Origin of the sequence: Bacillus sp. 1780r2a1 (assembly GCA_024134725.1) — a bacterium.
GTDB classification, from domain to species: domain Bacteria; phylum Bacillota; class Bacilli; order Bacillales; family Bacillaceae_H; genus Priestia; species Priestia aryabhattai_A.
The window spans coordinates 3,826,256-3,849,182 of record CP099863.1; the positions used below are offsets into that span (position 1 = coordinate 3,826,256).

Below are 22,927 nucleotides of genomic sequence, written 5' to 3' on the forward strand. Positions count from 1 at the left end.
AAAATTCCTCCTCAATGAATAACTAATATTTATATTTAAGCAGTCATCTTTTGGTTTTCTTGTTTTTGTTTTGTTGTTTTAATTAAACTAAGAATGCCATAAGTTGCAATACAACCGCTCATTAATACCACAAATGCATAAAAATCTGTTTCAACCACTAATTTCACTAAACCGTAAGAGATAACAAGAGAAAAGACTGGGGATACAACCCATACTTTTAACATCTGAACAATAACCCGTCTTTGATCCGAAGTAAAACCAGATTTAGCTGCTCCTATGCCAATAATAGAAGAGGTTGTAACCTGTGTTAGGGGAACAGGAAGCCCAAATATGGAAGCTGCGGTAACCAACGATGCTCCTGTCCCAGAAATAATACACCCTTCACCCACTGTGAAATCCGTAATTTTCTTTCCATTTGTCTCAATTACTCGATCTCCTAAAAGTAAGGCGCCTATTGCAACGGCTAATCCCCCTGCTATAACACCAGTTGATGTACTGATCATACCAGCCCCAACAAGTGGTCCTACAGCATTTGCTACGTTGTTCATACCCGCTGAAAAAGCTTCAAAAAAGCCAGTAGCTATTACTAAAGCTGCAAGTGGTTTTTTCCACTTTTGTTGAGTAGGCTTTTTTTTCTTTTTTAATAGCCACCCACATACAAAGGCAATCACAAACGAAACAATCGGTACAATAATCCAAAAGCTCATAACAACCAATAGCTTTTGGATATAAACAGATTGATAGGCAATTCCAACACCTACAACTGACCCTACTGTTACCTCACTAGTTGATAGAGGTATTCCAATTAAATTAGCAAAGAATAATGATAGAGTTGCAGAAGCTAAAATAATAATAACTAGCTCAACTGTTAGGATGCTTTCTGGAATAATACCAGAACCAATTGTTTTAACAACTTCTCCTCCGCCAATAACAGCACCTAGTAAAATACCTAATGCACATATAGCTAGTGCTACTTTGCGATGCTTAATAGCACCTGAACCGTAAGAAACTCCCATAGCAGCTGCTGCACCACTTGCACCAATATTCATTGCAAAAAAGAGAGCGATCGCAAAAGCAATGTAAACAAGCATAAATTTTCAGCTCTTTCATTTAAGATTCATGTAAGCCACATTCTACTTTCTTAGTACCTGCCCATCTTCCAGATCGCAAATCATCCATGTTATAGGCAGGTAGCGTACAGGGCTCACACCCAATGCTTGGATATCCTTGATCGTGAAGCTTGTTATAAGGCAAGTTATGCTTATATACATATCGCCAAATCTCTTTCCAAGACCAGTGAATTAATGGACAAACTTTAACCTTCTTAAATTTCTCATCCTTATTAAAGAATTCTGTTTTACTTCTTGACTCAGACTGTTCTCTTCTTAACCCTGAGATCCAAGCATCATAAGGCGCAAGTGATTCTTTTAAGGGGATAATCTTTCTAATTTGACAGCATAGGTTAGGCTCAGTTTTCCAAAGCTCATCACCATGCTTTTCAGCTTGCTCTTGTAGCGATAGGTTAGGTTTTTTCATTTGGATACGTAAGTCTGGAAATTTCGCTTTAATTGCTTCAATAACTTCGTACGTTTCTTTAAAATGAACACCTGTATCTAAAAAAACAATATGCGCATCTTTTTTCACTTTTGAAATTAAATCAATTAATACAATTCCTTCAATTCCAAAGCTAGATGCATAAATAAGAGAATCACCGTAGTGGTTATATGCCCACTCTAAAGCCTTTAAAGCTCCTTTTGTTTCATCTTGCTCATCAAAATTTGGAAATTGATTTGGCCAATTCTCATACGTATATACACTCATGATTTTCACTCCAATACTTTGTTATCCAATCAAAAAAGACGGTTTTATCCCAGTGGTGAAGGATAAAACCGCCTCTAGTTTGTCTAGTCAGCTATTTATTTAATTCTTACTTTTTCATTTTTCTCAAGTTGAACTACTTTCCCATCTTGAACCACAAGCGTGATTGAACCAAACTTCATGTCGCTTAGCATTTTTTCTACACTTGCAAAAACAGAATTTAAGTCAGAGTTTTGTGCCATCACAGTCCCTCCTTATTTGTTAACAATATATTCAACAGGCTTCTGTTTTTTCATAAAAAATAAAAAGTCTTTCACACTTGAAAGACTGATTAGGCAACAAATTCACCTTATCTTTCAAAATGAAAATCATTTTGTTGGAGTTAGCACCTTGCACAATGTGCAGGTTGCTGGGTTTCAAAGGGCCAGTTCCCTCCACCACTCTGGATAAGTATTTTTTAAAAATTTTAGCATATTTAGAATATTTGTCAACAACAAAAAAATTATTTATCCGATAAGAAAACTATACTTTAAATTAACAGAAATATCTATTATTTTTTTATTATATGCACAGTTTTTTTGGGCGTCACTCTTAACTCAAATCCCTATAGTATAGATTTATATCTTTCGTACACATTAAAACATAATGATTATTTTAGATTGGAGCTATGTTCAATGATAGAAAGTCACTCTTTTCAATTAGATGATGTAATCAAACAAAGTTTACAAGATCATTTAAATCAAATAGCAGCGGAAGCAATGAAAATTCAGCAACATCTAGAAAGCAGTGACCACTGTGTTTTATGTGATTTTGAAGACTTACGAAAATTATTTCAAAGCGTCCAGTCCACAGCTGCATCTTATTATTTAAGACACTACTTGTCTCCTTATACTCACGAATACGCAGCTCTTTCACTCGCGATACATAATTTATCTGAGAAACATCACGGAGCCTTAATGGTTATTGAGAGGGATGACTCCGTGGAGCATCTAATTCAAAAAGGAATTCCTATCCATGCTCCTGTTACCTCGACGCTCGTTGAAACCATCTTTTATCCTGGAAATCCATTGCATGATGGTGCCGTTGTAATTAGAAAGAATCAAATCATTTCAGCAGCTAACGTATTACCACTCTCCACAAAGGTACTGCAAAAAAAACTTGGAACACGTCACCGTGCCGCTCTTGGCATGTCTGAACAATGCGACGCACTTATCTTAGTAGTATCGGAAGAAAGCGGTCGAATCTCTTTTGCTTTAGATGGAAGTTTATATCCAATTCATTCCAGTAAAAATAATTTGTAAGCGGCTGCACCTGTCTGACATCATACCTTATAGTTATAAAAAAAGAGATTAAACGATAAAAAAAACTTATTACAGGTTGCCTTTTATACGTCTAACGCGCTATAATCACTAATGTCAGAAAACCTTACACATTTGAAAAATCATTATTAAAATGACACTTTTTATGAACAGCTAAGGTTAATCATTAATTAAGGGAGAGAACTTTTAGGATGGAAACCATATCGACTCTATTCAGCAACTTTGTGAATGAGGCCAATAATTTTTTATGGACTTACATATTGATTGCGCTTCTTTTATTAGTTGGATTATATTTTACAATTCGTACAAAATTCGTTCAATTTAGTCAGTTCAAAGAAATGGTTCGCTTGTTAGGTGAAGGCGCTAAGACCGACGGAAGCGATAAAAAAGGAATTACATCCTTTCAAGCTTTTGCTATTAGTACAGCAGCTCGTGTAGGTACTGGAAACCTTGCCGGTGTTGCTTCTGCAATTGCTCTCGGGGGACCTGGAGCAGTATTTTGGATGTGGGTTGTTGCTTTAGTTGGATCAGCATCAGCTTTTATTGAAAGTACACTTGCTCAAGTTTATAAAGTAAAAGATAAAGACGGATTTCGTGGTGGTCCTGCTTATTACATGGAAAAAGGTTTAAACAAACGTTGGATGGGCGTTTTGTTTTCTATCTTAATCACCATTTCATTCGGATTAGTTTTTAACTCTGTACAAGCAAACACGATTTCACTTGCATTCGAAGAAGCTTTTGGCGTTGATCGCTTAATTGTTGGTATTGTCGTTACAGCCATTGTGGGTGTTCTCATTTTTGGTGGTATTAAACGAGTAGCCAAAGCATCAGAATTAATTGTAGTAGTAATGGCCGTTGTATATATTGGATTAGCATTAGTGGTTCTAGCTATTAATATTACAGAAATTCCACATATGATTGCATTAATTATAAAAAGCGCTTTTGGATTTGAAGAAGCATTTGCCGGTGCTGTCGGTGCTGCCATCATGAATGGTATCAAGCGTGGATTGTTCTCTAACGAAGCTGGTATGGGTAGTGCACCTAACGCGGCCGCAGCGGCATCTGTTAGTCACCCGGCTAAACAAGGTTTCATTCAAGCTTTAGCTGTCTTTAACGACACGCTAATCATTTGTAGCTGTACTGCATTCATCGTGTTATTATCTGGTGCATACGCAACGCCTGGACTTGAAGGAATTCAATTGACTCAAGTTGCGTTAAGTACACATATCGGTGGATGGGCTGTTCAATTCATTGCTATCATTTTATTTATGTTTGCATTCAGCTCATTAGTAGCTAACTATTATTATGGAGAAACAAACATTGAATTTTTAACATCAAATAAAATTTGGTTAAACCTTTACCGATTCGGCGTTATCTTAATGGTATTATTCGGTTCAGTTGCAAGCTTGGGCGTTGTTTGGGGACTTGCAGACTTATTTATGGCTCTAATGGCAATTACAAACTTAGTTGCAATTATTTTATTAGGTAAGGTGGCAATTGCAGTCCTGAACGATTACCTATCTCAGCGTAAAGCAGGAAAAGATCCGGTTTTCTATAAAGATTCTGTTAAAGGGTTAGATAATTTAGATTTCTGGGAGCGTTCTCGAGAAATCGATAAATAATAAAAAAGCAGCTATTATGCTGCTTTCTTATTTGACTATATTTAACAGAAAATTTAAACTATCATACAGAAACTAATAAGAAAAGGTGATAATTTATGGCAATTCTAGGGTTTGAGCACGTAGGTATTCAGGTAAAAGACATTCAAAAATCGATTACATTTTATACAGAAATTGTTGGATTAGAACTTTTAGACAAGTTTCCACATACAGATCCTTCTTTAAAGCTAGCTTTTTTAGGAATAGACAACAACATCATTGTTGAATTAATTGAAGGATATAACTCTACTCTACCAGCAGAAGGGAAAGTTCACCACTTTGCACTGACAGTAGATGATATTGAAGCAGAGCGTTCTCGCTTAAAGAAACTTAACGTTTCCTTTGTAGACGAAGAAATTGTGACGTTGCCTAACGGGGCAAAATATTTGTTCTTTTACGGGCCTGACGGTGAATGGATTGAATATATGGAAGTAAAAACAAGATAAGTTCTTATACCTCTTTCATAAGTTGGTCATACTAGTAACTAGACCCTTATGCTTGGAGGTTTTTTTATGGTCGATTGGCTTCTGTTTCGTTTTTTTCGCCGTTCTGTCATAACACGTTTACTATTTATTATTACGTGCTTAGTTATTTTATTTGGCACTATTATGCATATAACTGAACCGCAAACCTTTTCTACAGTTTTTGATGGGATTTGGTGGGTAGTCATTACCATTTCAACAATTGGCTATGGAGATTTTGTACCCGACACGGTTATTGGTAAGTTAATTGCTATGCTTTTAATTTTGATTGGTACAGGTTTTATTACTACCTATTTTGTCTCACTAGCTACAATCGCAGTGTCAAAGGAAAACGCCTATCTAGAAGGAAATTTAAAGTTTTTAGGTAAAGGTCACCTTATTATTATTGGCTGGAATGAAAGAGCTAGATTGGTTATTGAAGAATATAAGAAGGCTTTTCACGAAGAAGTTATTGTCTTAATTGATAGTAGCCTAAAGAAAAACCCAATGATTTGTGACAGATTACACTTCATTAAAGGCAGCGCTTCTGATTCTAATACGTTATCCTTAGCCAATCTTTCAAACGCCAAAAAAGTATTAATTACTGCTGACCAACATACAACAGAAGAACAAGCTGATATGCAAACAATTGTGACACTAGTAGCAATTAAAGGCGTTCATCCTTCCGTCTATCTCATTGCTGAGCTTTTAACTGAAAAGCATATCCGGAATGCAGAAACAATTGGGGTTAATGAAATTATTAAAACGAATGAAATCATCAGCCAATTAATGCATGAGAATATTTTTGTTACAAAGCTAAAAGAGTAATGAGCGTCTGCTATCTTCTTTTAGCTTTGTAAGGCTGCTTCTGCTTCTTTTAACAGTTCTTTTCCTAACGAAATGTATTCTTCAGGAAATTGTGCATCTGGGTCCTGAGGCTCTGCAAATTGGTTAAAGGATGCATTAGCATTTCCTACGTGAACATTATCATCTAGCCCAATTTGATATTTGTGTGAAAGCAAATAGGGCTTTCCAATTTGAACTGTTGTCCCTTGTGAATCTAGCTGACCATCCATAGCTTGAAAGGGAATTCGTAAAAACTGATATCCAACTTCATCATTTATCTTATAATCAAAAAAACCGTGATCGTAATCCCAGTTTCCTCCTATAACGTATCCTAACGGTTTTAATGTTTGTTCCAACACGTATAGTTTAAATAGTTCGCCTTCTAATTTTGAAGCTAATTCAATCATTACCTCGCCTCCTCATTTGTTAACATCTCCTTTTCACTATAAATTATCCACAAAAAAAGTGCGGAAATGAATTCCGCACTTTTACTTGCTACATTATTTTAAGCGTTTTTCTAACTCTGCTTTTTTCTCTTCAAACCCTGGTTTACCAAGAAGTGCAAACATATTTACCTTGTATGCTTCTACACCAGGCTGATCAAATGGATTTACACCTAATAAGTAGCCGCTTATCGCACAAGCTTTCTCGAAGAAGTATACTAAATAGCCAAACGTATACTCATCTAAAGCTGGAATGCTTACAACTAAGTTTGGTACACCACCATCAGTATGAGCAAGCATTGTGCCTTGGAACGCCTTTTTATTTACGAAATCAACTGTTTCACCAGCTAAGTAGTTTAAGCCGTCTAAATCTGCTGCATCAGACTCAATTGTTAACTCATGGCGCGACTTTTCTACTTGTACAATTGTTTCGAATAAGTCACGGCGACCCTCTTGTACATATTGCCCTAATGAGTGAAGATCAGTAGAGAAGTTTGCTGAAGAAGGGTAAATACCTTTTTGGTCTTTTCCTTCACTTTCGCCAAATAACTGTTTCCACCATTCTGCAAAGTATTGAAGAGCTGGCTCATAGTTAATTAGCATTTCAATTGTTTTACCTTTATTGTAAAGAACGTTTCGAGCAACTGCATATTGATATGCAGGGTTTTGCTCAAGTTCAGAAGCTGCAAAATCATTTTGTGCTGCTGCTGCACCTTTCATCATATCTTCAATATTTAAACCAGCAGCTGCAATCGGTAAAAGACCTACTGCTGTTAAAACAGAATAACGTCCCCCAACATCATCAGGAATAACAAATGTTTCATATCCTTCTTCATCCGCTAGCGTTTTTAATGCTCCACGTGCTTTATCTGTTGTAGCATAAATACGTCCACGTGCTTCTTCTTTACCATATTTCTCTTCTAATAGTTTACGGAAAATACGGAAAGCGATAGCAGGTTCTGTTGTAGTACCTGATTTTGAAATAACATTGATAGAAAAATCTTTATCTTGCAGGACATCCATTAAGTCTTTCATGTATGTTGAGCTAATATTATTTCCAGCAAAAATTACTTGTGGAGTTTTGCGCTGTTCTTTTGATAGCGTGTTGTAAAATGAGTGTTGTAGCATTTCAATTGCAGCGCGTGCTCCTAGATAAGAACCACCAATTCCAATTACAATTAAAACATCTGAATCACTTTTAATTTTTTCAGCACTTTTTTGAATGCGAGCAAACTCTTCTTTATCATAGTTAGTTGGTAGGTCTACCCATCCTAGAAAGTCGTTACCTGCCCCTGTTTTTTCATGAATTGAATGATGCGCTACTTTAACAGCATCGCGAAGGTATGTAAGTTCGTGTTCACCAAAGAAAGATAAAGCATTTGAATAATCAAAACGAACATGTGTCATATTCTTTTCCTCCATTAAATTGTTCTTTCCCTCCACTTTATCGAAAGGATGCCATGAATTCAAGTAAAAGACATCAATAAAAATGTTGTTACCTCAGTCTTTTACAATTCTTTTTTCACTATACACTTTTTCTCTTTCATAAAACAACCTTCTAATAGAAGATTTTTGCTTTTCATAATACCATTTTTCATCACAATAAAAAACGGTTTAAAGAGCGTATTCTTAAAACCGTTTTCAATTCTTCCCTATTCAATATTTATTCATTTTCTTCAAGAATTGATTTCCCTTCAGAAATGACATAATTGGTTGCCCCAATCTTTACATATTCTCTTGGCTTATAAGTTGGTAGCTCAACCGGCCTTTCAATAATAGCCGTATCAGCGGATGTAGACATTTGTTCATATTGAACCGGAGACATGTTGAACTTTTGCTGTTCTTTAACCGTTAGATGATTATTCACCATATACCCTCCAGTGACTAAAATTCCAAATATTGAGCCACTCGCTATAATTTGTCTGAGATACACATTTATCACCTCACTATTAGGGTGACAAAACTCGACGAGTTTTATTCAAAAAAAAAATTTTTTTACGGTTGTGTGGACGAGTTTCTATTTATTTAATAAGACAGGTAAAAAACGTTGATACTACTGAGTAGCAAGGATGCACGCACTGTTAAAGTATTATATAATCATTCATAGAAAATCTAATCTATTGGATGTCACAAGGAGGTTTGTGTTTTGTCTTGGTTACATCTGGTGATCATCTCACCATTCTTATTAGCATTCCTTATTCCACTTCTGTATAAATCATTTAAACAGATTCATACAGGGTGGTTTGTGTTGCCATTACCGCTTGTGCTGTTCATTTACTTTACGAAGTATATAAGCGGGGTTGCAAACGGAAATTCGTATTTATATTCATTGAAATGGATACCTAGCTTAGGGATTAATTTTGATGCTTATATTGATGGACTGGGCTTATTATTTGCTTTGCTAATTACAGGGATTGGAACGCTAGTTGTCCTGTATTCCATCTACTATCTATCAAAAACGAAAGAGTCACTTCATACCTTTTATGTATATCTCTTAATGTTTATGGGAGCTATGCTTGGAGTGGTCTTGTCTGATAACCTAATTGTTCTTTATAGCTTTTGGGAATTAACAAGTCTTTCGTCCTTCCTACTGATTGGCTATTGGTATCAACGAGAGAAGTCACGCTATGGAGCTCAAAAGTCAATGCTTATTACCGTTTTTGGTGGCTTGGCTTTATTAGCAGGAATCGTATTACTATCAATTCCAAGCGGTACATTTAGTATTAGAGAAATTGTCGCAAACTTAGATGTTGTCACGTCAAGTTCACTCTTTATCCCCGCAATGATTCTTGTTTTGCTTGGTGCCTTTACGAAATCTGCACAATTCCCATTCCACATCTGGTTACCAGATGCAATGGAAGCACCAACACCTGTTAGTGCTTATCTACACTCTGCAACAATGGTTAAAGCTGGTATTTACCTAGTTGCACGACTAAGTCCGGTTTTTGCAGATCACGCAGTGTGGTTTACGCTCGTATCAACTGTTGGGATTATAACCCTTTTCTGGGGCTCTTTCTCGGCTGTAAAGCAGACAGACTTAAAAGGAATCCTAGCTTTCTCAACAATCAGTCAGCTTGGAATGATTATGTCATTGCTTGGTGTAGGAAGTGCAGCTTTACACTATGAATTCTTAGACGATAACATTTATGTTGTCGCAATCACAGCAGCTGTATTCCACCTTATTAACCACGCTACATTTAAAGGTAGTCTATTTATGGTTGTTGGGATTGTGGATCATGAAACGGGAACACGTGATATTCGCAAGCTAGGCGGGCTAATGACCCTTATGCCAGTAACATTCACAATTGCAGTAATTGGTGGATTTGCAATGGCTGGTCTTCCACCTTTTAATGGATTTCTAAGTAAAGAAATGTTCTTTACGGGAATGGTCAACGTTACAAAGATGGATATTTACAACATGGAAACATGGGGAATTTTGTTCCCTGTTGTTGCTTGGATTGCAAGTATATTCACGTTTGTTTACAGCATGATTTTGGTATTTAAAACATTTACCGGTAAATACCAACCTGAAAAATTAGAGAAAAAACCACATGAAGCTCCTGTAGGTATGTTAATTTCACCTGTTATTTTAGCTTCACTGGTCGTTATTTTTGGATTATTTCCAAATATATTAGAGTCTAGCATTATTGAACCTACCATGGCTTCAGTTGCGCCAAGCTTGCTAGATGCTGGTGAACAGTTCCATGTTCACATTACATTTTGGCATGGCTTTACGCCTGAACTCTTTATGACAATTGGTGTCATTGCTGTAGGTATACTATTATTCTTAACCTTACACAAATGGACGAAAATCTATCACTTGTTCCCTGAGTCTATTACGTTAAACAATGCGTATAATAACGGATTAGCCGGTATGGAAAAGGGATCAAATGGAATTATGAAATTTATGATGACAGGCTTTATTCGTGACTATTTATTGGTTATCTTCGCCTTTATTAGTACTGCTATTTTAATCACTTTATTTACACAAGGTGGATTTAAAGTAGACACTAGTAATATGGCGGATATCGGTATTTATGAAGCAATCCTAGCTGTAATTATGGTTCTAGGAGCTATTACAACAGTTTTTGCAAAGTCACGTCTAACAGCAATCATTTCATTAGGTGTTGTTGGCTACACCCTTGCTCTGTTCTTCGTGTTATTTAGAGCACCTGATTTAGCATTAACACAGCTAGTAATTGAAACAGTATCTGTTGCATTGTTTTTACTGTGTTTCTATCACCTACCGGAATTTAAACCGAAAAAAGTACGAGTTAAATTCCATTTACCAAACTTGATTATCGCTTTACTCGTAGGAGTCACGGTAACGCTGGTTGGAATTGCATCTAGTAGCACAAAGCTATTCGATTCAATTTCACAATACTTTATTAACAATAGCTACAAAGAAGCCGGTGGAGAAAATATGGTTAACGTTATTCTCGTTGATTTCCGTGGTTTTGATACGTTATTTGAAATTGCTGTACTATGTATTGCCGCGCTTGGAATTTACAGCATGATTAGATTACGCTTAGCAAAGGAGGAAAATAGATAATGAAAAAAAATGATTTAATTTTGCAAACAACGACTAAAGTCGTAACGTTTATCATTATCATTTTTGCTATTCACCTTTTCTTTGCAGGTCATTACACACCAGGCGGAGGATTTATAGGAGGTCTTACGACTGCAGCTGCTCTTGTTTTGCTACTAATAGCATTTGATATAAAAACGGTATCTAAAGTAATTCCGTTTGATCATAAAAAAGTAGCAGCATCGGGGTTGCTTTTAGCAATATTAACAGGATTAGGAGCTTTTATTTTTAAAGTTCCTTTCCTAACTCACACATTTGACTATTTTTACCTTCCTATATTAGGTAAAACAGCTTTAGCGACGGTTGTCTTATTTGACCTCGGTGTTTATCTAGTAGTTGTGGGTGTTACGATGACCATTATTCAAACGATTGGAGAGAGTGAATAATGGAAATATTAATGTCAATTGTATCAGGGATTTTATTTACAGTAGCCGTCTACCTGATGTTATCTCGCAGTATATTGCGCATAATTATTGGGACAGGAATACTAAGTCATGGCGTGCATCTGCTAGTACTAACCATGGGAGGATTGAAAGCAGGAACAGTTCCTTTACTTGGTGAAAATGCTCCTGCTTACACAGACCCCCTACCACAAGCATTAATTTTAACAGCAATTGTTATTAGCTTTGGGGTTACATCCTTCTTTCTTGTATTAGCTTATCGTGCGTATCAAGAACTTGGAACAGACGATATGGACAAGTTAAGGGGACATGAAAATGATGAATAATTTTGTAATCATTCCGCTGCTTATCCCGTTTGTTGTAGGTGTTGTGCTTATATTTTTCAAAGACAATATTAAACTTCAAAGGATAATCAGTACGATATCATTAATTGCTACAACTGGATTTGCAGCGTATTTAGTACAACTTGTATATAAAAACGGAGTTCTAACTCATAAACTTGGGAACTGGGAACCTCCGTTTGGAATTATTTTAGTTGCTGATATGTTAGCTGCTTTACTTGTATTAACAGCAAGCATTGTTGCACTTTGCTGTATACTATTTGCTTTTCGCTCAATCGGGGAAAAACGAGAACGATTCTATTTCTATCCACTCGTTCATTTCTTAATGGTCGGAGTATTTGGCGCCTTTTTAACTGGAGATATCTTCAACTTGTTCGTTTTCTTTGAAGTAATGTTAATGTCTTCATACGCTTTAATTGTGATCGGAGGTACACGAGCACAACTTAGAGAATCGTTAAAGTATATACTCATTAACGTTATTTCTTCTGCTTTATTTGTTATAGCTGTAGCGTATCTATATTCTGTTACAGGTACCCTCAATATGGCTGATTTATCACAAAAGGTTGCGGAAGTTAATCAACCTGGGATTTTGACAACAATTGGGATTTTATTCTTTATTGTGTTCGGTCTAAAAGCCGCATTATTCCCAATGTATTTTTGGTTACCTAGTGCCTACAATGCACCACCTCCCGTTGTCACAGCCCTTTTTGGTGCACTATTAACTAAGGTTGGAATTTATTCTATCTTCCGTACATTCACGCTAATTTTTTATCATCAGCCTGAGGTCACTCATCAACTTATTGGCTATACGGCGCTGCTAACAATCGTCATCGGTACAGTGGGCGCTATTGCTTATAACGATATGAATAAGATTTTAATCTATAATATTGTCATTGCAGTTGGTGTTATCGTATACGGTATCACTTTAACAACTCAGGCCGGAATCGAAGGTGCAATCTATTACTTGATTCACGATATGGTCATCAAAGCGGCACTGTTTTTATTAGGCGGAGCCATCGTTGCTATTACAGGGACAGCTAAGCTAAAAGAGATGGGCGGATTAATTAAGCGGCACCCTAAGTTGGGATGGATGTTTTTTGTGGCTGTCGTTTCGCTAGCTGGTATACCTCCGCTAAGTGGGTTTGTTGGTAAATTTCTTCTTGTCCAAGGTGGACTAGAATCACAGAGCTATACGTTTGTTACGGTATTGCTTGTATCAAGCTTAATGGTGTTATATTCTGCGATGAAGATCTTTATGAACTGCTTCTGGCGCGCACCAAAATTAACCGAGGAGCAAGAAAAAGGGTCTACAAAAGGAATGCTGTATCCAGCAGCTATTCTACTTGCGATCTCAGTGTTCTTAGGATTAGGTGCGGAGGTTGTATTCCCTTATATTTCAATGGCAGCTGAAACACTCATGGACCCTTCTATTTATATCGAATCGGTGTTAAAGGAGTAGATCTGCATGTCATTTCAACTATTATTAAACGTAGTAATTGCCGTTACATGGATGTTTTTAAGAGGTATTTGGACAGGGCCTTCTTTCCTTATTGGTTTCTTTTGGGGAGCAGTTATGCTGTTTGTCCTTCGAAGATTTTTCCCGCAAAGGTTTTATCTAGAGAAAATATTTGCGGTTATTAAGCTGCTTCTTATCTTTCTCGTCGAGCTATTTAAAGCAAATATTGCGGTTATTCAAGACGTGTTGCGTCCGAAATTAAATATAAAGCCGGCAATCTTTGCCATGCCAACGAAGCTTGAAAAAGATTGGGAGATTACCACTCTCTCACTACTGATTACCTTAACGCCTGGAACAGTAGTAATTGATGTTTCAGACGATAACTCCACGCTCTATATTCATGCGATGAACGTGGATGACATTGATGAGGTAATTAAGGATATTCAACATTCATTTGAAAAAGCTATTATGGAGGTGAGCCGCTAATATGCTAGAAATGTTGCTAAATCTATCGCTTCTTTTAATTTCAATTTCAACGATTGGTTTTGTATACCGCATCGTTAAAGGCCCTACAACGGGTGACCGCGCTATGGCTTTAGATGCAATTGGTATTAACATTATAGCCGTTACGGCCATCTTATCTATTATGCTACGTACAACATCATTTGTAGAAGTAATTCTTTTAATCGGAATTATCGCTTTTGTTGGTACTGTTGCATTTGGTAAGTTTTTAGAAAAAGGAGCGATTATTGAATATGACCGCGATCAGTGATTTAATTATCGGTATTATTATTCTAATGGGCGCTCTGTTGACTGTTGTTACAATGATTGGCCTCATTAGGCTACCTGACACCTATACACGAAGCCACGCGGCTTCTAAAAGCGCTACGCTTGGTGTACTGCTTATCCTGGTAGGGTGTTTACTATTTTTCTGGATTAAGGACGGTTCTATTAACGGACAGCTATTATTAGGTATTGTTTTTGTATTTATTACATCGCCAGTTGCCGGACATCTATTAGGAAGAGCTGCTTATTACAGTGGATCTCCAGTTTGGAAAGGTACTGTTCGAGACGACCTAAAAGACAAGCAAAAAAAACGAAGCATGTCTGAATAAAAAAATGCCCTGTGCTAGTCAGCACAGGGCATTTTCTATTATAAAGAAGCGCGTAAGATTGCCATTACATCATCGCGATTTAGCTTTTTAAAGCGACCAAATTCACCTTTCGCCATTGCACGATCAGCCATAAGGTCTAATTTATCTTCACCGATTTCATAATCAGCTAAGCGCGTTGGAGCACCTAAGCTTGACCAGAATTCACGAAGCTTATCAACACCTTCTAGAGCGACTTCTTTATCTGTTTTACCTTCTGTATCAACGTCGAATACGCGTACAGCCATTTGCTTAAAGCGTTCTACATTTTCATCCATCACATGCTTCATCCAATTTGGAAATAAGATAGCCAAACCACCTGCATGAGGGATATCATATACAGCCGATACTGCATGCTCGATGTTATGACTTGCCCAGTCACCTTGGTGCCCCATTTGTAACATGCCATTTAAAGCGATTGTACCGTTATATAAAATGGTTTCACGAAGTTCATAATTTTCAAGATCATTTATTAATTTTGGACCTGTTTCAATGACAGTGCGTAGAACCCCTTCACACATACGATCTTGAAGCGGTGTATTTGTTGCATCGTGAAAATACTGTTCAAACACGTGACTCATCATATCAACCATACCGTAAACAGTTTGATTTTGTGGTACTGTAAATGTGTTAACAGGATCTAAAATAGAAAACTGCGGGTATGTAGCAGGGCTGCCCCATCCGTATTTTTCATTTGTTTCCCAGTTTGTAATAACAGAACCGGCATTCATTTCTGACCCTGTTGCTGCTAGAGTTAAAACTGTTCCAAAAGGAAGAGCCTCTTTTGCTACAGCATCACGATTAATAATATCCCACACATCGCCATCATATTTTGCTCCAGCCGCAATCGCTTTAGTGCAATCGATTACGCTTCCTCCGCCTACTGCTAATAAAAACTCGATATCATGTTCTTTGCAAAGTGAAATTCCGCGTTTTACAGTTGTTAAACGAGGGTTAGGTTCAACACCTGCTAATTCATATACTTCTGCATTAATTTCTTTTAATTCATTCATTACTTGGTCATATAAACCGTTTCGCTTAATGCTTCCGCCACCGTATACGACTAATATTTTTTTACCGAAGCGAGCTGCTTCTGTTTTTAATTGTTCTAATTGACCTTTACCAAAAATTAATTTTGTTGGGTTGTAAAAAGTGAAATTTTTCATAAAAAAACCTCCTGACAATCATCATTATGAACAACGATATATAAGATGTAAAGCAAAGTGACTTCTCACAGATTATTTCCGAAAACCCTTTTTTTCACTCTTCATTTATCTGACGTTTTTTCCTATGTTCACCTTTGGTTCTTTCCACGAATATTTTTTCTTAAACATCTAAAGCTAATGAGTGAGTACAAAAAGAAAGGAGGAGAATAAATGAGTGGTGTTCAACGATTTGCGTTAGTATTAACGATTATTGGGGCAATTAACTGGGGACTTATTGGATTTTTTCAATTCGATTTAGTAGCTGCCATTTTCGGTGGACAATCAGCTGCCCTTTCTCGCATTGTATACGGATTAGTAGGAATAGCTGGTTTAATTAACCTAGGCTTATTATTTAAACCATCTGCGGAAGTAGAGCGTACTGAACCAAGAACAACTCACTAAGAAAAAAGCGCACTGCAGAATGCAGTGCGCTTTTTAAACATTATTTTTTAATTAGATCTTCGCGGTTTGATTGCTCAATCCACTCTTCTAATTTTTCTTTTAATGTGTTGAATCCTTGAGTAGACTCAGTGTGTTGTACAGTTGCTTGACGCTTTTTAGCTACTTGCTTTTTAGGCGCTGCTTCTGTTTTTTCTGGAGCAGGCTCTGTAGCACGAATTGATAAACCAATTTTGCCAGTTGCTTCATCTACTGATAAAACTTTCACGTTTACTTCGTCTCCAACTGATAGGTGCTCGTTGATATCTTTTACGAAGCCATGTTTAACTTCTGAGATATGAACTAGACCTTGTGTTTCTTCATCTAATGCAACAAATGCACCGTATGGTTGAATGCCCGTTACTTTTCCTTTTGTAACAGTACCGATTTCAAATTTTGACATATGAACACTCCTAAATACCTTTTATTTTCATCTTTATAGCCAATTTAAAATTATAGCACAGTTCACGTTTTGAATCAAAAACTAGTTATATTTATTATACTTTATTATTTCCCATATTTCCCTTAAATTATAAATAGAAAATTGATTCTATCCGCAAAAAATAAACCATGCTAACTTTTGACATGGCTCATTAGCATGGTCTTTCTATTATAACTTATTTTGCATGAAACGGCCAATACGTTTTATAGCTTCTTCTAAAGATTCCATAGAAGAAGCATAAGAACAGCGTACGTGCCCCTCTCCTCCTAATCCAAAAACGCTACCAGGCACGACTGCCACCCTCTCTTCTAAGAGAAGCTGTTCAGCAAATTGTTCAGAAGTTAAGCCTGTTTTTTTAATGGATGGGAACACATAAAAAGCTCCCCCTGGTGTATGGCACGAAAGCTGAATTTCATTTAATGATTTGACCATATAATTTCGTCTTCGTCTGTAACTTTTTCTCATTTCTTCTACATCTTGTGACCCGTTTTTCAATGCTTCAATTGCCCCGTATTGGGCCATTGTTGGTGCACACATCATAGTGTATTGATGAATTTTCAACATGGCTTGTAACAAGTCTACCGGGGCACAAATATACCCCAATCTCCAACCTGTCATTGCAAAACCTTTGGAAAAACCCGAGACAATAATTGTTCTATCTCTCATTTCACTAATTGAAGCAATCGATGTAAATGGTTCATCATAGGTTAACTCTGCATAGATTTCATCTGTAATCACCAGCAAATCATGTTTTATGACAATATCAGCAATGGCTTCAAGCTCTTTCTTTGTTAATGAACTACCTGTTGGATTATTGGGAGAACAAAGCAACAGTGCTTTTGTCTTCTTGGTAATAACTGCTTCAATTTGTTCTGGCTGTAGTTTAAATTCCGTGTCGGCTGTTGTTTCAACAGGAACTGGAACTCCTCCAGCTAAAGTTATAAGCGGACTATATGAGACAAAGTTTGGCTCTACCACAATAATCTCATCCCCAGGATTAATAATAGCACGCATTGCCACATCTAATGCTTGGCTACCTCCAACTGTAACTAATATCTCATTTTGATAATCATAAGAAACACCAAACTGCTTCTTCATATAGTTCATTAATTCTTGACGAAGCTCAAGCAAGCCTGCGTTCGCTGTATAGGATGTATAGCCTCTTTCAAGGGATAAGATACTGGCTTCACGCACAGACCAAGATGTAACAAAATCTGGTTCTCCAACACCAAGGGAGATAACGTTATCCATACTAGCTGCTAAATCAAAGAAACGTCTAATTCCTGATGGTTGTAATTCTTGTACTGTATTAGACAAGCGTTCTTTCATTACGGAGACACCACGATTCTACGGTCTTCATCACCTTGTTCATAAATCGTTCCGTCGTGTTTGTACTTTTTCAAAATAAAATGCGTCGTTGTGGACAATACGGAATCTAATGTTGACAGCTTTTCTGAAACAAAGAATGCTACTTCAGACATTGATTTCCCTTCGATAATAACAGATAAATCATAAGCTCCAGACATCAAATAAACAGATTTAACTTCTTGAAATCGATAAATTCGTTCAGCAATCTCATCAAATCCGACACCTCTTTTAGGAGCAACCTTCACGTCAATCATAGCCGTTACGCCTTCATGTCCATCCACTCGACGCCAGTTGATATCAGTAGAATACTGAACAATTACTTTTTCACGCTCTAACTTTTTCACAATAAGCGTCGCTTCATCTAGGGGTAAGTCAACCATTTTAGCAATTGTATCTATTGAGATTCGACTATTTTTTTCTAAGATCTCAAGTATTTCTAATTCTTTTTCATCTAAAAACATGTAAATAACCTCCTGAAAATGATCAAATATTCTCACTTTTTACATTATAACAAATTTCATAAGTCATTGAGATTTCATATTCATCTTCTATATTTTGCATGTAACTAAATAAGATAGCTGGGCAAACTGTTAAAAAAGATTGCTGGAGTGAAGAAACCAATGATTCAAATAGAGACTGCACACTATCGTTCTTTTAACAATGTACACGTATATTATGAATTACATCATTTTGATCCTAAAAAGCCAACAATTGTATTCATACACGGATTTCTATCATCTAGCTTTAGCTTTAGAAGACTCATTCCATTATTGAAACAGAAATTCTCAATTGTTGCAATAGACTTACCACCATTTGGACGAAGTGAAAAATCATTAACCTTTCATTATTCTTATGAAAATTTAGCAAAAACTGTTTTAGAAGTTATCGAACATTTGAAGTTAGAACAAGTCATTTTATCTGGTCACTCAATGGGTGGTCAAATTTGCCTGAATATCGCAAAGTTGCAGCCCCAATACGTATCTAAGCTAGTTTTACTTTGTAGCTCCGCTTACCTAGGACGATTGCATTCTGGCCTCGTCATGTCGTCACATTTACCTTTTTTCTATCTGTGGGTCAAGACTTGGCTAGCTCGTAAAGGTGTTAAAGCTAACCTTCAGAATGTCGTATTTAATCACGATCTCATTGATGAAGAAATGATTGAAGGCTATACTGCTCCTTTTTTAGATGATCGTATCTTCATGTCATTATCAAAGATGATTCGTGATCGTGAAGGAGACCTAACAGAAAAAGACCTGAGAGCAATTGATAAGCCAAGTTTATTAATATGGGGAGAAGAAGACAGAGTTGTTCCTCTTCATTTAGGAAAAAAGCTTCAACAAGATTTGCCAAGCTCTACTTTTATTTCATTAAAAGACACTGGGCATCTGTTACCAGAAGAATGCCCGGACGATATTCGAAATTATATGATGGATTTCTTAACAAGCTAATTTTCTGCAACAAACTATAGTCCTGTCAAAGAGGCAGGACTATTATCATTTATAAAAAGGAATATAATAATTTTTGTTCTTCCCTTACTCTTTAAACAGCAACATCTTTGACTTTTTAAACATAAAATGTTCAAAATAAAAGATATCATACAGGTAATTAAATTCTCTCTTATAGATTTAAAAATCAGTTTATATGGAGGCTTATATTATGAAGAACTATTCCTTTAACAATAGAATTAACCGCATGAACACTAACTCCGTAAAGTGGGACGGGATGGAACGTCTCTTTGGTAAAAAAGATCTATTACCATTTTGGGTAGCTGATATGGATTTTGCAGCTCCAGAAAAAGTGGTTAACGAAATCACTAAGCGTGTAGAGCACGGCGTTTTTGGATATACAACGCCAACTGAATCAACAAATGAATCTATTCGTTCTTGGGTCCAAAAGCGCCATCAGTGGAGCATTGAAACAGATTGGATTACATACAGTCCAGGAATTGTCTTTGCTATTAGTATGGCTATACAGGCTTATACACAAAAAGGAGATTCAATTTTGATTCAACCGCCCGTATACACACCTTTCTTTGAAATGGTGAAAGTAAACGAACGTAAATTGATAGAAAGTCCTCTGCTCTTAAAGGGAGATTGCTACTCAATTGATTTTTCAGCTCTTGAAAAGCAGCTTGCTTCTGGAGTGAAAATGTTTATTTTGTGCAGTCCCCATAACCCTGTAGGTCGGGTATGGACTCGTGGTGAACTAGAGAAGATTGCTGATCTTTGCAAAAAGTATGATGTATTAATTTTATCTGATGAGATTCATTCGGACTTAGTGTATACACCGTCTGTTCATATTCCAATTAGCTCTCTTAATGAAGATACTAAAAATCGTACTATTACGTGCATAGCACCAAGCAAAACATTCAATGTTCCTGGCTTACAAGCTTCAGCTATTATTATTCCAAATAATGAATTACGTGAAAAATATCAACAGCAGCAGCATAAACAAGGCTTTTTCGCATTAAATACATTCGGTACGATTGGTCTAGAGGCTGCCTATACACATGGAGAAAGTTGGCTAGAAGAACTCTTAGCATATTTAAAAGAGAACATTGACTTTACTAGAAGCTTTATTAAAGAAAATCTACCTGCGCTCAAGTTAATTAACCCTGAAGGTACTTACTTATTATGGATTGATTGTCGAACATTAAATATACCTGATGAAGACCTGCACAATCTATTATTAACGAAAGGGAAAATTGCTGTTGAAAGCGGTATGAAATACGGTGAAGCTGAAGGGAAAGGCTTTATTCGGTTAAATATTGCTTGTCCTCGAGAACAACTAAAAGAAGGCTTAAAGAAACTACAGGTTGCTCTATCTTAACCTAAAAAAGGACGCTTGATTGCGTCCTTTCAGTTTATTTTTCTTGTTTCTTAGCAATGACACCGCAAGCAATTCGCGTACCAGAATCTCCAGATGGTTGAGACATACCATCATCTTTGTTCTCCGTAATAATGATTGAAGAGCCGTCCATCGTTTTAATTAAGGAACCTTTTCCCTCTTTTAAAGTGACTTCAGGCGCCATATCTGTCCCATCAAAAGTTCCATCATCTTTTACGATAATGTTCTTTAAGTCACCTGCCTCTGGACCATCTGGATGAAGTAATCCATGCTTTTTATCGTCTGGATTTAAATGATTACCTGCTGTCTTAAACGCAGGGGCTTTGCACACGCCTTTTTCATGTATATGTACACCGTGTTCACCAGGAGGTAATCCTTTTAATTTATACGTAATCTCTACGCCGTCAGATACCTCTTTTAACTTTATGTTACCTAAGCTATCTCCATCAGCGTTATATACTTTTACTTCTTTATTCGAAATGTCTTTTTCACCACACCCCACTAACATTACTAATGGTATGCAGCCAATTAGTAGTAACTTCTTCATGTTGCCCTCCAATCTCAGATTCCCTTATGGTTACCTTCCCATAGATTGTCCAGCAACTTTCATTTTTAAACGCTTTCATTTTGATCCGAGCAAACAGTTACTCTGCTGAATGTTTTCGCTCTTGCTCTTTTATTTTCTCTTCTTCTTTTTTTGAAATTTTAATAACAAACCTCCATGTCAGAAATGCTCCTATAAAAAACACCAACATCCATATAAATGCTGGAATATACTCTGTTTTATCTTCTGGAAAATAAAGATATAGATTCATGATTAATGCTTGCATCAATTTCATCCTTTCCCTATGAACTTTAAACTATAATGACTTATAATAATGAGTAGAACATTACTTAAAGGAGAGATAAATATGAGTTTAGAAATCGGTGATTCCGTAACTGCTTTATACAAGACTGGAAAATACATTGGGGAAATTACACAAGTACGTGACCAGCACTACGTAGTGCGAGTAAAAGCTGTTATCAAACATCCTCAACAAGGAGATTTACATAACCCTCAACAAGTAGATGTTCCATTCTTTCATGAACGTCGTGCACTAGCCTTTAACGAGCAAGCTAATATTCCCAAACCAATGGTTAAAGCATATACAAGTGAAATTCCACCATACAGAGATTCATTAAAGACTGCTTTAACATCACTGATAAATGAGCTCTCTTTAAAAGATAATCCTTACGCAACACGAAGCATTGAATGCCTCGAACAACTTCAAAAGGATTATGCACTTTAAACAAAAAGCCAATTCACATTACGGTGACTTGGCTTTTATAATGCAAATTTGTTTAACAGCTTTGAGAAGTCGACCCGATCGCCAATTGTAGTAGGTTCAGGCTTTTGTAAATAACGTTTGTCTTTTTCTACTAACTTAAAAATATTAAAAGTAGTCATAGCATCATCAAGCGCACAGTGATGCTTACCTGTTCCTTCTTTTCCATATTCCTGAACAGCTTTCCATAAACCTGTTTGGTTTTGGTCGCCAAAGAAACGCTTATATTCCATAGATAAATCTACTTCTTTTCCTTTTAAAGGAAATTTCAAACTTTGCTTTTGACAGTTTTGCTTGAGTACTTTCATATCCATATTTCCCCAAGTGATAATTGTACTGTTTTCATACTGAGCTAGCTGCTGAATTAATTGTTCAAATGTAATTCCATCATCTACTTGTTTTTGCTGAATGTGAAGAAAGCTTTTACAGCGATCCGTTAACTTTGGAAAACTAGTGGGTTTAACATATGAAGAAAAGCGGTCTTGTATTTCTTGGTTTCTTACAGCAACTAACCCTACTTCAATAATTTCAGGAAAAAAGCCTTTGGGATACCCTTTGTATTCGGGCATTGTAAATTCAAAGTCAATAAAGACATATTGTTCATAATTGTTCATCTTTATCACCCCTTTTTAGATAAACCTGCCTACGAGACTGCTATTATAATTATAGCACGCTTATGCAAAAGATAGGTTTATTTCTATTGATATTTTATAATATTATGAATATTCTTTTGGACAATAAAAAAAGAATGCTTTGTTATTACTATATTCCAAAGCATGTCTCTATGATTAGGATATCCGCCATATCTTTTACAATTTAT

General features: G+C 36.4%; 28 protein-coding genes and 1 riboswitch. Of the genes, 15 read left to right on the forward strand and 13 right to left on the reverse strand.

What is annotated here, in order from left to right:
- Positions 1-35 precede the first annotated feature (35 nt).
- From NIZ91_19340 to NIZ91_19350, 3 genes are all read right to left on the reverse strand, one after another.
- Positions 36-1,091, reverse strand: coding sequence for an anion permease (locus tag NIZ91_19340; protein ID USY54831.1), 1,056 nt, complete (start codon positions 1,089-1,091; stop codon positions 36-38).
- A gap of 19 nt (positions 1,092-1,110) precedes the next feature.
- The gene (locus NIZ91_19345; protein ID USY54832.1) at positions 1,111-1,821 is read right to left on the reverse strand and encodes a phosphoadenylyl-sulfate reductase; all 711 of its coding nucleotides are present in this window, start codon (positions 1,819-1,821) and stop codon (positions 1,111-1,113) included.
- A 95-nt stretch (positions 1,822-1,916) separates the two neighbouring features.
- On the reverse strand, positions 1,917-2,060 hold the full coding sequence (locus tag NIZ91_19350) for a YezD family protein (GenBank protein ID USY54833.1): 144 nt from the start codon (positions 2,058-2,060) through the stop codon (positions 1,917-1,919).
- A gap of 104 nt (positions 2,061-2,164) precedes the next feature.
- Positions 2,165-2,271, reverse strand: a riboswitch (SAM riboswitch).
- 221 nt (positions 2,272-2,492) lie between these two features.
- Here NIZ91_19350 and cdaS point away from each other — a divergent pair.
- The 4 genes from cdaS to NIZ91_19370 all read left to right on the forward strand — a co-directional run bounded on the left by cdaS (position 2,493) and on the right by NIZ91_19370 (position 6,084).
- The gene (cdaS, locus tag NIZ91_19355; GenBank protein ID USY54834.1) at positions 2,493-3,119 is read left to right on the forward strand and encodes a sporulation-specific diadenylate cyclase CdaS; all 627 of its coding nucleotides are present in this window, start codon (positions 2,493-2,495) and stop codon (positions 3,117-3,119) included.
- 209 nt (positions 3,120-3,328) lie between these two features.
- Positions 3,329-4,759, forward strand: coding sequence for an alanine:cation symporter family protein (locus tag NIZ91_19360; GenBank protein USY54835.1), 1,431 nt, complete (start codon positions 3,329-3,331; stop codon positions 4,757-4,759).
- A 95-nt stretch (positions 4,760-4,854) separates the two neighbouring features.
- Positions 4,855-5,241, forward strand: a complete 387-nt coding sequence (locus tag NIZ91_19365) for a VOC family protein (GenBank protein USY54836.1) — start codon at positions 4,855-4,857, stop codon at positions 5,239-5,241.
- 66 nt (positions 5,242-5,307) lie between these two features.
- On the forward strand, positions 5,308-6,084 hold the full coding sequence (locus tag NIZ91_19370) for a potassium channel family protein (GenBank protein ID USY54837.1): 777 nt from the start codon (positions 5,308-5,310) through the stop codon (positions 6,082-6,084).
- A 20-nt stretch (positions 6,085-6,104) separates the two neighbouring features.
- Here NIZ91_19370 and NIZ91_19375 read toward each other — a convergent pair whose 3' ends face one another.
- The 3 genes from NIZ91_19375 to NIZ91_19385 form a co-directional block, all read right to left on the reverse strand.
- Entirely contained in the window at positions 6,105-6,509 is a 405-nt protein-coding gene (locus NIZ91_19375; GenBank protein ID USY54838.1) for a YugN-like family protein, read from the reverse strand.
- A 93-nt stretch (positions 6,510-6,602) separates the two neighbouring features.
- Positions 6,603-7,952 (reverse strand): glucose-6-phosphate isomerase, encoded by a 1,350-nt coding sequence (locus NIZ91_19380; GenBank protein ID USY54839.1) that lies wholly within the window; start codon positions 7,950-7,952, stop codon positions 6,603-6,605.
- 256 nt (positions 7,953-8,208) lie between these two features.
- Positions 8,209-8,415, reverse strand: coding sequence for a hypothetical protein (locus NIZ91_19385; protein ID USY54840.1), 207 nt, complete (start codon positions 8,413-8,415; stop codon positions 8,209-8,211).
- A 276-nt stretch (positions 8,416-8,691) separates the two neighbouring features.
- On the opposite strand from NIZ91_19385, the gene NIZ91_19390 reads away from it, so the two are divergent.
- From NIZ91_19390 to mnhG, 7 genes are read left to right on the forward strand one after another with little or no spacing between them, the layout of a single operon-like run.
- Positions 8,692-11,097 (forward strand): Na+/H+ antiporter subunit A, encoded by a 2,406-nt coding sequence (locus NIZ91_19390; protein ID USY54841.1) that lies wholly within the window; start codon positions 8,692-8,694, stop codon positions 11,095-11,097.
- On the forward strand, positions 11,097-11,519 hold the full coding sequence (locus NIZ91_19395) for a Na(+)/H(+) antiporter subunit B (GenBank protein ID USY54842.1): 423 nt from the start codon (positions 11,097-11,099) through the stop codon (positions 11,517-11,519). The genes NIZ91_19390 and NIZ91_19395 overlap by 1 nt, the downstream gene beginning before the upstream one ends.
- Positions 11,519-11,860 carry a Na(+)/H(+) antiporter subunit C gene (locus NIZ91_19400; GenBank protein USY54843.1) on the forward strand — a complete coding sequence of 114 codons (342 nt, stop codon included), beginning with the start codon at positions 11,519-11,521 and terminating at the stop codon, positions 11,858-11,860. The genes NIZ91_19395 and NIZ91_19400 overlap by 1 nt, the downstream gene beginning before the upstream one ends.
- A complete protein-coding gene (locus NIZ91_19405; GenBank protein ID USY54844.1) occupies positions 11,850-13,334 on the forward strand; it encodes a Na+/H+ antiporter subunit D in 1,485 nt (494 codons plus the stop codon). The genes NIZ91_19400 and NIZ91_19405 overlap by 11 nt, the downstream gene beginning before the upstream one ends.
- 6 nt (positions 13,335-13,340) lie before the next feature.
- Positions 13,341-13,817: a Na+/H+ antiporter subunit E gene (locus NIZ91_19410; protein ID USY54845.1), complete on the forward strand. Its 477-nt coding sequence runs from the start codon at positions 13,341-13,343 to the stop codon at positions 13,815-13,817.
- 1 nt (position 13,818) lies between these two features.
- Positions 13,819-14,103 (forward strand): Na(+)/H(+) antiporter subunit F1, encoded by a 285-nt coding sequence (locus NIZ91_19415; GenBank protein USY54846.1) that lies wholly within the window; start codon positions 13,819-13,821, stop codon positions 14,101-14,103.
- Complete coding sequence (mnhG, locus tag NIZ91_19420) at positions 14,087-14,446, forward strand: monovalent cation/H(+) antiporter subunit G (protein ID USY54847.1); 360 nt, start codon at positions 14,087-14,089, stop codon at positions 14,444-14,446. Before NIZ91_19415 ends, mnhG begins: the two co-directional genes overlap by 17 nt.
- 38 nt (positions 14,447-14,484) lie before the next feature.
- On the opposite strand, the gene NIZ91_19425 is transcribed toward mnhG, so the two are convergent.
- Positions 14,485-15,648, reverse strand: coding sequence for an iron-containing alcohol dehydrogenase (locus NIZ91_19425; protein ID USY54848.1), 1,164 nt, complete (start codon positions 15,646-15,648; stop codon positions 14,485-14,487).
- 210 nt (positions 15,649-15,858) lie between these two features.
- Here NIZ91_19425 and NIZ91_19430 point away from each other — a divergent pair, with 210 nt between their 5' ends.
- Positions 15,859-16,089 (forward strand): DUF378 domain-containing protein, encoded by a 231-nt coding sequence (locus tag NIZ91_19430; GenBank protein ID USY54849.1) that lies wholly within the window; start codon positions 15,859-15,861, stop codon positions 16,087-16,089.
- 40 nt (positions 16,090-16,129) lie between these two features.
- Here the strand turns inward: NIZ91_19430 and yugI are convergent, their stop codons facing one another.
- The 3 genes from yugI to NIZ91_19445 all read right to left on the reverse strand — a co-directional run bounded on the left by yugI (position 16,130) and on the right by NIZ91_19445 (position 18,396).
- Entirely contained in the window at positions 16,130-16,528 is a 399-nt protein-coding gene (yugI, locus tag NIZ91_19435) for a S1 domain-containing post-transcriptional regulator GSP13 (GenBank protein USY54850.1), read from the reverse strand.
- Positions 16,529-16,735: 207 nt separating this feature from the next.
- Positions 16,736-17,896: an aminotransferase gene (locus NIZ91_19440; protein ID USY54851.1), complete on the reverse strand. Its 1,161-nt coding sequence runs from the start codon at positions 17,894-17,896 to the stop codon at positions 16,736-16,738.
- Complete coding sequence (locus NIZ91_19445; GenBank protein ID USY54852.1) at positions 17,896-18,396, reverse strand: Lrp/AsnC family transcriptional regulator; 501 nt, start codon at positions 18,394-18,396, stop codon at positions 17,896-17,898. Before NIZ91_19445 ends, NIZ91_19440 begins: the two co-directional genes overlap by 1 nt.
- A gap of 159 nt (positions 18,397-18,555) precedes the next feature.
- Between NIZ91_19445 and NIZ91_19450 the strand changes: the two genes are divergently transcribed.
- The gene (locus tag NIZ91_19450; protein ID USY54853.1) at positions 18,556-19,383 is read left to right on the forward strand and encodes an alpha/beta hydrolase; all 828 of its coding nucleotides are present in this window, start codon (positions 18,556-18,558) and stop codon (positions 19,381-19,383) included.
- Positions 19,384-19,591: 208 nt separating this feature from the next.
- Complete coding sequence (locus NIZ91_19455) at positions 19,592-20,764, forward strand: pyridoxal phosphate-dependent aminotransferase (protein USY54854.1); 1,173 nt, start codon at positions 19,592-19,594, stop codon at positions 20,762-20,764.
- 34 nt (positions 20,765-20,798) lie between these two features.
- On the opposite strand, the gene NIZ91_19460 is transcribed toward NIZ91_19455, so the two are convergent.
- On the reverse strand, positions 20,799-21,329 hold the full coding sequence (locus NIZ91_19460; protein ID USY54855.1) for a superoxide dismutase family protein: 531 nt from the start codon (positions 21,327-21,329) through the stop codon (positions 20,799-20,801).
- Between the two features lie 97 nt (positions 21,330-21,426).
- Positions 21,427-21,612: a hypothetical protein gene (locus tag NIZ91_19465; GenBank protein USY54856.1), complete on the reverse strand. Its 186-nt coding sequence runs from the start codon at positions 21,610-21,612 to the stop codon at positions 21,427-21,429.
- A gap of 75 nt (positions 21,613-21,687) precedes the next feature.
- Here NIZ91_19465 and NIZ91_19470 point away from each other — a divergent pair, with 75 nt between their 5' ends.
- Positions 21,688-22,071 (forward strand): kinase-associated lipoprotein B, encoded by a 384-nt coding sequence (locus NIZ91_19470; GenBank protein ID USY57238.1) that lies wholly within the window; start codon positions 21,688-21,690, stop codon positions 22,069-22,071.
- Positions 22,072-22,106: 35 nt separating this feature from the next.
- On the opposite strand, the gene kapD is transcribed toward NIZ91_19470, so the two are convergent.
- Complete coding sequence (gene kapD / locus NIZ91_19475) at positions 22,107-22,721, reverse strand: 3'-5' exonuclease KapD (GenBank protein USY54857.1); 615 nt, start codon at positions 22,719-22,721, stop codon at positions 22,107-22,109.
- Positions 22,722-22,927 lie beyond the last annotated feature (206 nt).

Bases quoted from the DNA above. Each gene is read 5' to 3' on its own strand.
- NIZ91_19375 (USY54838.1), bottom strand. From the start codon at position 6,509: ATGATTGAATTAGCTTCAAAATTAGAAGGCGAACTATTTAAACTATAC.
- NIZ91_19360 (USY54835.1), top strand. From the start codon at position 3,329: ATGGAAACCATATCGACTCTATTCAGCAACTTTGTGAATGAGGCCAAT.
- NIZ91_19430 (USY54849.1), top strand. From the start codon at position 15,859: ATGAGTGGTGTTCAACGATTTGCGTTAGTATTAACGATTATTGGGGCA.
- NIZ91_19465 (USY54856.1), bottom strand. From the start codon at position 21,612: ATGCAAGCATTAATCATGAATCTATATCTTTATTTTCCAGAAGATAAA.
- yugI (USY54850.1), bottom strand. From the start codon at position 16,528: ATGTCAAAATTTGAAATCGGTACTGTTACAAAAGGAAAAGTAACGGGC.
- mnhG (USY54847.1), top strand. From the start codon at position 14,087: ATGACCGCGATCAGTGATTTAATTATCGGTATTATTATTCTAATGGGC.
- NIZ91_19415 (USY54846.1), top strand. From the start codon at position 13,819: ATGCTAGAAATGTTGCTAAATCTATCGCTTCTTTTAATTTCAATTTCA.
- NIZ91_19370 (USY54837.1), top strand. From the start codon at position 5,308: ATGGTCGATTGGCTTCTGTTTCGTTTTTTTCGCCGTTCTGTCATAACA.
- NIZ91_19460 (USY54855.1), bottom strand. From the start codon at position 21,329: ATGAAGAAGTTACTACTAATTGGCTGCATACCATTAGTAATGTTAGTG.
- NIZ91_19395 (USY54842.1), top strand. From the start codon at position 11,097: ATGAAAAAAAATGATTTAATTTTGCAAACAACGACTAAAGTCGTAACG.
- NIZ91_19455 (USY54854.1), top strand. From the start codon at position 19,592: ATGAAGAACTATTCCTTTAACAATAGAATTAACCGCATGAACACTAAC.
- NIZ91_19410 (USY54845.1), top strand. From the start codon at position 13,341: ATGTCATTTCAACTATTATTAAACGTAGTAATTGCCGTTACATGGATG.
- NIZ91_19440 (USY54851.1), bottom strand. From the start codon at position 17,896: ATGAAAGAACGCTTGTCTAATACAGTACAAGAATTACAACCATCAGGA.
- NIZ91_19385 (USY54840.1), bottom strand. From the start codon at position 8,415: ATGGTGAATAATCATCTAACGGTTAAAGAACAGCAAAAGTTCAACATG.
- NIZ91_19405 (USY54844.1), top strand. From the start codon at position 11,850: ATGATGAATAATTTTGTAATCATTCCGCTGCTTATCCCGTTTGTTGTA.
- NIZ91_19350 (USY54833.1), bottom strand. From the start codon at position 2,060: ATGGCACAAAACTCTGACTTAAATTCTGTTTTTGCAAGTGTAGAAAAA.
- NIZ91_19365 (USY54836.1), top strand. From the start codon at position 4,855: ATGGCAATTCTAGGGTTTGAGCACGTAGGTATTCAGGTAAAAGACATT.
- cdaS (USY54834.1), top strand. From the start codon at position 2,493: ATGATAGAAAGTCACTCTTTTCAATTAGATGATGTAATCAAACAAAGT.
- NIZ91_19345 (USY54832.1), bottom strand. From the start codon at position 1,821: ATGAGTGTATATACGTATGAGAATTGGCCAAATCAATTTCCAAATTTT.
- kapD (USY54857.1), bottom strand. From the start codon at position 22,721: ATGAACAATTATGAACAATATGTCTTTATTGACTTTGAATTTACAATG.
- NIZ91_19400 (USY54843.1), top strand. From the start codon at position 11,519: ATGGAAATATTAATGTCAATTGTATCAGGGATTTTATTTACAGTAGCC.
- NIZ91_19340 (USY54831.1), bottom strand. From the start codon at position 1,091: ATGCTTGTTTACATTGCTTTTGCGATCGCTCTCTTTTTTGCAATGAAT.
- NIZ91_19380 (USY54839.1), bottom strand. From the start codon at position 7,952: ATGACACATGTTCGTTTTGATTATTCAAATGCTTTATCTTTCTTTGGT.
- NIZ91_19450 (USY54853.1), top strand. From the start codon at position 18,556: ATGATTCAAATAGAGACTGCACACTATCGTTCTTTTAACAATGTACAC.
- NIZ91_19445 (USY54852.1), bottom strand. From the start codon at position 18,396: ATGTTTTTAGATGAAAAAGAATTAGAAATACTTGAGATCTTAGAAAAA.
- NIZ91_19425 (USY54848.1), bottom strand. From the start codon at position 15,648: ATGAAAAATTTCACTTTTTACAACCCAACAAAATTAATTTTTGGTAAA.